We start from the raw sequence: 6,779 nt of genomic DNA, 5'->3' as shown, positions 1-6,779 counted from the left end.
GGCTCGTTGCCGACCGCCCGGCTCGCCGCGATCGACGCGAGCCGTACCGGCAGCGCGTCCTCGCCGATCTGGTCCTGATCGATGAACACCGCGCCCGTCGCATCCATCGAGATCTCGACGGGTTTCTGCTCCTGGTCCAGTGCCTTGGCACGCGCATCGGGCAGGTTCACCGGCACGCCTGCGGTCATCAGCGGTGCGGTCACCATGAAGATGATCAGCAACACCAGCATCACGTCGACCATCGGCGTGACGTTGATGTCCGCCATCGGCGCGCGCCGCCCGCGACCGCGACCCGAAGGAAGGTTCATCGCCATCTACGCGCCTCCCGTGCACAGCACCGGCCGGCCGCTCATCGCGCGCCGTCCAGCTGCCGCGACAGCGTCGCGTGGAAGCCGTCGGCAAAGCGGTTGAGGCTCGCCTCGATCCGGTTGATGCCGTGGCTGAAGCGGTTGTACGCGATCACCGCCGGGATGGCCGCGAACAGGCCGATCGCGGTCGCGAACAGCGCTTCCGCGATCCCCGGCGCGACGACGGCGAGCGAGGTGTTCTGCGCCGCCGCGATGCTCGTGAAGCTGCGCATGATGCCCCAGACGGTGCCGAACAGCCCGACGAACGGCGCGACCGACCCGACCGTCGCCAGCACGTTCAGCCGGTCCGACAGCGTGTCGATCTCGTGAGCGACCGCCGCACCCATCGTCGTGGCGAGCCGCTCGCGCGTCCCGGCCTTGTCGATCGTGCCGCCCGCGGTCGACCGCCGCCACTCGGTCACCCCGGCCGCGAACACGCGCGCCGACGGCAGGTCGGTCTCGCTCTCGGCCTTGTAGAACACGTCGATGTCCTCGGCCTTCCAGAAGTCGCGCTCGAACCGCACCAGCCCCTTGCGCGTCTTGCCCAGCCGCCGCCAGAACGCGACGATCAGCGCCCAGGTCCAGACGCTGGCGAGCAGCAGCCCGATCATCACGCCCTTCACGACCAGATCGGCCTGTAGGAACAAGTGGATCGGCGACAATGTCGCGCTATCCATAGTCAGAACCGGATTCATGCTTCCCCCTGCCAGACAAGGCGTTCGTAGATGTCAGTCCATGCGCGCGGCTGGCGTCGCGGCCGGCCGTTGGGGGCGATCAGCGCCGCCACCACGTCCGCCTCGGCCAAGACAAGCCCGCCGCACATGACTCGTTGATGAATGGCGACGCTGGCCGCGCGGACCTGCGTGATCCGTGAGACGATCACCAGCGCATCGTCGAGCCGCGCGGGCGCGGCATAGCGGATGGCGAGGCTTGCGATCGCATAGGAGCCCTCGCCCGCCTCGAACGCGGCGCGCTGGTCGATCCCGCCGACGCGCAGCATGTCCGACCGCGCGCGCTCCATGTAGCGCAGGTAATTGGCATGATAGACGACGCCCGACAGGTCGGTGTCCTCGAAATACACGCGCAGCGCGAACCGGTGCTCGCGCCCCGCAAAGCGCCCTCCCGCCGGTTGATCCTGCTCTGCGTCAGCCATTCCGGGGGCTGTTAACCCAAGCATCGCCGCGAAGAAAGCATTCGCGTCGCCCGGCCCGCGGTTTCGCACCCGCGCAGGCGGATACGACTCGTCTTATTGCAGGACGCCCGGATCGACCTGCAGCTGCGGACGCGGCGCGACGGGAAGCGGCGGCTGCGTGACGGGCCGGAGCTGCGCCTGCAACCCCGGCGTGGCGGGCGCGGCGGGCGGCAGCGGTGCCGCGCCGGAACCGCCGACCGGGACCGCGCCGTTGCTCGCAAAGATCACGCGCTGTGCCGGAAGCGGCTGCACCGCGGTGCCGCGCCAGGCGTCGAACGCACGGTAGAAATCGGTGAATGGCTGCTCCAGCATCGGCAGCCGCGTGGCGGCAAAGCTCGCCAGCATCGCCCCCGGCACGCTCGCGCCCTCCGCCAGCACGCGCCCCGCCGCCTGACAGAACGCATCGCGCGACGGCGACTGCGAGAAGAAATTGTACAGCCGCGTCATCGAATCGTCGTAGCGATCCTGCCAGTCGCCGCCGCCCGCGCGATATTCCGCCGAATAGGTCGCCTCGGCCTTGGCCAGCACCGGCTTCTGCGCAGCGAGCATCGCGTTGTAGCCCGCGACGATCACCGCCTCGTCCGGTCCGCGGCACGCCAGCGCCGCGACGTTCAGCGCAGCGCGCAGGTGCCAGATCTTCGCGGATTCGGTCAGGTTGCGGTTCGGCGTCGGATAGGTGCCGTCGGCGAGCACCGCGGGGATCTTCATCCCCGGGAACGCACCCTTGGGCAGCGGGGCGGCGACCGGTACCGGCGCGACCGGCGCCGGTGCGGGCGCCGCGACCTCGACCGGCTTCCGCGCGCACCCGGCGAGCAGGGCTGCGGTCACCGCAATCATCGCAAACTGACGCTTCATCGACTCAAGTCCTCGCTGTCCCCCGACCGAGACAGACCTGCCGCGATAAGGTTAACAGGGTATAAAACGCGTACGCGACTGCAACCCTAATGCGACGAACGGCACGATCGCAGCGTGTTAGGCCGGCGAAGGATCAGGCCGCGCGTGCCTCGAGCGCCGCCGCGGCCTGTGCCATCAGCTCGGCGATGATGTCCGCGACCGGCTCTTCCTTCGTGACCATGCCGACCGACTGGCCCGCCATCACCGACCCATGCTCGACATCGCCGTCGACCACCGCGCGGCGCAGCGCACCCGCCCAGTAATGCTCGATCTGCAACTGCGCCTCGCCCATCGCGACGCGCCCCTCGTCGAGATGCCCCGCAACCTCGCGCTGCTTGGCCGAGAACAGCTCGCCCGCCGCATTCTTCAGCGCGCGCACGGGGATAACCGGCAGCCGCGCGTCGAGCTGGACGCTGGCGATCGCATCGCGCGCCGAAGCGCGGATGAACGCCTTCTTGAAATTGGCATGCGCGATCGATTCGGTCCCGCAGACGAACCGCGTGCCGAGCTGGACGCCCGCCGCCCCCATGTCGAGATAGCCCGCAATCGCCTCGCCGCGACCGATCCCGCCCGCGACGAACACCGGCACCAGCTCGGCGATCTCGGGCAGCATCTCCTGCGCCAGCACGCTCGTCGACACCGGGCCGATATGCCCGCCGGCTTCCATGCCCTCGATCACCAGCGCGTCAACGCCGCTGCGGATCAGCTTCTTGGCCAGCGCCAGCGTCGGCGCGAAGCAGATGACCTTGGCGCCGCCTGCCTTGATCGCCTCGAGGCTGCCCTTGGGCGGCAATCCGCCCGCCAGCACGACATGGCCGACCTTGTGCCGCGTGCACACCGCGATCAGCTCGACCAGATCGGGATGCATCGTGATCAGGTTCACGCCGAACGGCTTGTCGGTCATCGCCTGCGTCGCGGCGATCTCGGCATCGAGCAACGCGGGCGTCATCGCGCCGCACGCGATCACTCCGAACCCGCCCGCATTCGAAATTGCGGAGACGAGGTTGCGCTCGCTCACCCACGACATCGCCCCGCCAAGGATCGCGACCTCGGACCCGAGGAATGCGGCGCCGCGCGCCATGCGGCGCTGAAGCCGGTCGCTGCCGATGGTCATTACAAAACTCCCGTTCGTGTCGAGCGAAGTCGAGAAACCCCGCGCAGTATCCGTGACATATTTCCCGACAATGCTCGAAACGAACGGACGGTGTCCGTCAAGCCGCATCCTCGGCATCAAGCCCGTAAGCCGTGTGCAGCACACGCACCGCCAGCTCGGTATAATCCTCTTCGATCAGCACGCTGACCTTGATCTCCGACGTCGCGATCGCCTGGATGTTGATCCCGCGCTCGCCGAGCGTCGTGAACATCGTCGAGGCGACGCCCGCATGGCTGCGCATCCCGACGCCGACCACCGAAACCTTGGCGACGCGCGTGTCGTGGACCAGGCTCGCAAAGCCGATCGCGTCCTTCGCCTTGTCGAGCACGTCGAGCGTCCGCGCCAGATCCGCCGAGGGCACGGTGAACGTCACGTCGGTCGACCCGGTCGAATGCGCGACGTTCTGGACGATCATGTCGACGTTGATCCCCGCATCGGCGAGCGGTGCGAAGATCGCCGCGACCGATCCCGGGCGATCGCTGACCTGGGTCAGCGTGATCTTCGCCTCGTTCTTGTCATGCGCGATGCCGGTGATGAGCTGGCGTTCCATATCGTCGATTTCCTCTTCGCCCACGATCAGCGTGCCGCGGTGTCCGTCACTGGTATCGCCATCCTCGAACGAGGACAGCACGCGCACGCGCACATTCTCTTTCATCGCCAGGCCGACAGACCGCGTCTGCAACACCTTGGCGCCGACGCTGGCGAGTTCCAGCATCTCCTCATACGTCACCTTGCCGAGCTTGCGCGCCCGCGGCACGATCCTCGGATCGGTCGTGTAGACGCCGTCGACATCGGTATAGATGTCGCAGCGATCGGCCTTCATCGCCGCCGCCATCGCGACCGCCGACGTGTCCGATCCGCCGCGCCCCAGCGTGGTGACGCGCTGGCCCTCCGCCACGCCCTGAAACCCCGGGATCACCGCGACGACGCCATCCGCCAGGCTCGCATCGAGCGCGACCGTGTCGATCTCGCCGATCCGGGCCGAGCCATGCGCGTCCGACGTGTTGATCGGCAGCTGCCACCCCAGCCACGACCGCGCCTTGCAGCCCGCGGCCTGAAGCGCGATCGCGAGCAGCCCGCTCGTGATCTGCTCCCCCGCCGAGACGACGACGTCATATTCCTTCGCATCGTATAGCGACGACGCCTCGCGGCAGAAGCCGACCAGCCGGTCGGTCTCGCCCGCCATTGCGGAGACGACGACCGCGACCTCGTTGCCCGCATCGACCTCGCGCTTCACGCGCGCCGCGACGTTGCGGATACGTTCGATCCCGGCCATCGACGTCCCGCCGAATTTCATCACGATACGGGCCATGGGCAGCGTAAATCCCTTTGGGTCGAAGCGGCGGCCCTGATAGGTAGCGCGCATGATACTGGCAAGTGACCGCAACGAAAGCGCAACAATCGATCCCTGGGAGGCCGCGCATTTCGGCACGATGGCGGCCGACTGGTGGAACCCGAAGGGCTCGTCAGCGCCGCTCCACCAGCTCAATCCGCCCCGCCTGCGCTACATCCGCGACCGGGTCGATACGCACTGGCACGGTGACGGCACGGGCTTCACCCCGCTCGCCGGCCGGACCGCGCTCGACGTCGGCTGCGGCGCGGGGCTGCTCTGCGAACCGCTCGCGCGGCTCGGCGCCAGCGTGACGGGGATCGACGCCGCGCCCGAAAATATCGCCGCAGCAGAAATACATGCGGCGCAGAGCGGGCTCGCGATCGACTATCGCGCGGGCGGCGTCGAGGGGCTCGACGGCCAGTTCGACCTCGTCACCAGCCTCGAGGTGATCGAGCATGTCAGCGACCCTGCCGGCTTTGTCCGCGGCCTCGCGCGCGTGCTGGCCGACAATGGCCTGCTGATCCTGTCGACCCCCAACCGCACGCCCTTGTCGCGGCTCGCGATGATCACGATCGCGGAAGGCACCGGCCGCATCCCGCGCGGCACGCACGACTGGAACAAGTTCCTCACCCCCGAAGAACTGACCGCGCTGCTGCGCGACGCCGGTCTCCACGTCGTCCACACGCAAGGCCTCGGCTTCTCGCCGGCGACAGGCTTCACGCTCAGCGATTCGACCAGCCTCGACTATTTCCTGACCGCGGTAAAAGCCTGACCCTTGCCCCGCCCGGCACCAGCCCGGCGGGCACGACCAACCCAGTCGGCACGACCACCTTGGGTGGCGCTCCCACCCCGGTGCACGCTACCACCGCGGCAGGCACTACCACCCCAGCGGGTGCTACCATCTCAGCAGGTGCTACCACCCCGGCGAAGGCCGGGGCCCAGTTGGGAAAGCCTGAGTAACGGAACGCGACCCTCAGCCATGACCGTCCCCCAACTTGGCCCCGGCCTCCGCCGGGGTGGAACCGAATACTGGCGGGGTGGTGTCACATGACCAAGGGCACCCCCCACCCCTGTTCACCCGCGAAGGCGGGTGCCCAGACTGGACACCCGCCTTCGCGGGTGAACATCCTTCTTCTAGGGGGTTTAGCCGCGCTCTACATCGCGCTCGCCCTCCTCCGCCCCGTCGACCATGACGAAAGCCAGTATGTCGCTGCGGCCGTCCTCACCGCGCACGGCCTGCTCCCCTATCGCGACTTCGCCTATCTCCAGACCCCGCTCCAGCCCTTCGTCCTCGCACCCATCGCCGTTCTAACCGGCGCCTGGACCTGGCCCGCGCTCCGCCTCACCAACGCGCTGCTCGGCCTCGCGAGCGTCGCGTTCGTCCACGCCGCCGCGCGCCGCACTGGTGCCGGCCCCACCACCGCACGCCTCTGCGCCGCATTGTTCGCGACCACAGACATCCTGCTCTTCAGCATCGGCACCGCGCGCAACGACGCGCTTCCTGCCGCCTGCCTCGCCGCTGCGCTCTGGCTGATCGTCCGCGAAGACCGGACCCGCGCCGGCGCGCTGACAATCGGCCTTCTGCTCGCCGCCGCGGTCGCCGCGAAGATCTCCTATGCCCTCCCCGCCGCCGCCTACGGCCTCTACGCGCTGGTCCATCCCCGCCACCGCGTCTGGCTGGTCGCGCTCGGCGCGGTCCCGATCGTCGCGTTCGTCGGCTGGACGTTCGCGGTGTCGCCCGAAGGCTTCCTGTTCGGCACGCTGCATTTTCCCGCCCAGGCGCCCGCAGAATATTACGCGGCACGGCCCTGGAAGCTGTCGCTTGCCGCCAAGGCGCTCGATACGCTGAAGTTCCTTGCG

The 6,779-nt window shown here is 68.6% G+C and carries 8 protein-coding genes; 2 read left to right on the top strand and 6 right to left on the bottom strand.

Annotated elements, in window-relative coordinates; translation table 11 throughout:
* The 6 genes from sphsw_RS07305 to sphsw_RS07280 form a co-directional block, all read right to left on the bottom strand.
* Window positions 1-314 (bottom strand): biopolymer transporter ExbD (locus tag sphsw_RS07305; RefSeq protein WP_042466759.1); only part of this gene is annotated, 314 nt, incomplete at its 3' end.
* 35 nt (window positions 315-349) lie between these two features.
* On the bottom strand, window positions 350-1,042 hold the full coding sequence (gene tolQ, locus sphsw_RS07300; RefSeq protein ID WP_031440027.1) for a protein TolQ: 693 nt from the start codon (window positions 1,040-1,042) through the stop codon (window positions 350-352).
* Complete coding sequence (locus sphsw_RS07295; RefSeq protein ID WP_031440026.1) at window positions 1,039-1,500, bottom strand: YbgC/FadM family acyl-CoA thioesterase; 462 nt, start codon at window positions 1,498-1,500, stop codon at window positions 1,039-1,041. Before sphsw_RS07295 ends, tolQ begins: the two co-directional genes overlap by 4 nt.
* 93 nt (window positions 1,501-1,593) lie before the next feature.
* On the bottom strand, window positions 1,594-2,394 hold the full coding sequence (locus sphsw_RS07290; RefSeq protein ID WP_052380872.1) for a hypothetical protein: 801 nt from the start codon (window positions 2,392-2,394) through the stop codon (window positions 1,594-1,596).
* Window positions 2,395-2,527: 133 nt separating this feature from the next.
* Window positions 2,528-3,547: an NAD(P)H-dependent flavin oxidoreductase gene (locus tag sphsw_RS07285; protein WP_031440024.1), complete on the bottom strand. Its 1,020-nt coding sequence runs from the start codon at window positions 3,545-3,547 to the stop codon at window positions 2,528-2,530.
* A 97-nt stretch (window positions 3,548-3,644) separates the two neighbouring features.
* Window positions 3,645-4,898, bottom strand: coding sequence for an aspartate kinase (locus sphsw_RS07280; RefSeq protein ID WP_031440023.1), 1,254 nt, complete (start codon window positions 4,896-4,898; stop codon window positions 3,645-3,647).
* 52 nt (window positions 4,899-4,950) lie between these two features.
* Here sphsw_RS07280 and ubiG point away from each other — a divergent pair, with 52 nt between their 5' ends.
* On the top strand, window positions 4,951-5,691 hold the full coding sequence (ubiG, locus tag sphsw_RS07275; RefSeq protein ID WP_031440022.1) for a bifunctional 2-polyprenyl-6-hydroxyphenol methylase/3-demethylubiquinol 3-O-methyltransferase UbiG: 741 nt from the start codon (window positions 4,951-4,953) through the stop codon (window positions 5,689-5,691).
* 347 nt (window positions 5,692-6,038) lie between these two features.
* Window positions 6,039-6,779: glycosyltransferase family 39 protein (locus sphsw_RS07270; protein WP_042466756.1), on the top strand; the 741-nt coding region annotated here is incomplete at its 3' end.

The organism is Sphingomonas sp. FUKUSWIS1, assembly GCF_000733135.1.
Taxonomy (GTDB): Bacteria; Pseudomonadota; Alphaproteobacteria; order Sphingomonadales; family Sphingomonadaceae; genus Sphingomonas; species Sphingomonas aerolata.
This window is presented reverse-complemented; position numbering and strand designations above follow the sequence as displayed.

Excerpts from the sequence above, each read along its gene's own strand:
- tolQ (WP_031440027.1), bottom strand. The coding sequence starts at position 1,042 with ATGAATCCGGTTCTGACTATGGATAGCGCGACATTGTCGCCGATCCAC.
- sphsw_RS07295 (WP_031440026.1), bottom strand. The coding sequence starts at position 1,500 with ATGGCTGACGCAGAGCAGGATCAACCGGCGGGAGGGCGCTTTGCGGGG.
- sphsw_RS07290 (WP_052380872.1), bottom strand. The coding sequence starts at position 2,394 with ATGAAGCGTCAGTTTGCGATGATTGCGGTGACCGCAGCCCTGCTCGCC.
- sphsw_RS07285 (WP_031440024.1), bottom strand. The coding sequence starts at position 3,547 with ATGACCATCGGCAGCGACCGGCTTCAGCGCCGCATGGCGCGCGGCGCC.
- sphsw_RS07280 (WP_031440023.1), bottom strand. The coding sequence starts at position 4,898 with ATGGCCCGTATCGTGATGAAATTCGGCGGGACGTCGATGGCCGGGATC.
- ubiG (WP_031440022.1), top strand. The coding sequence starts at position 4,951 with ATGATACTGGCAAGTGACCGCAACGAAAGCGCAACAATCGATCCCTGG.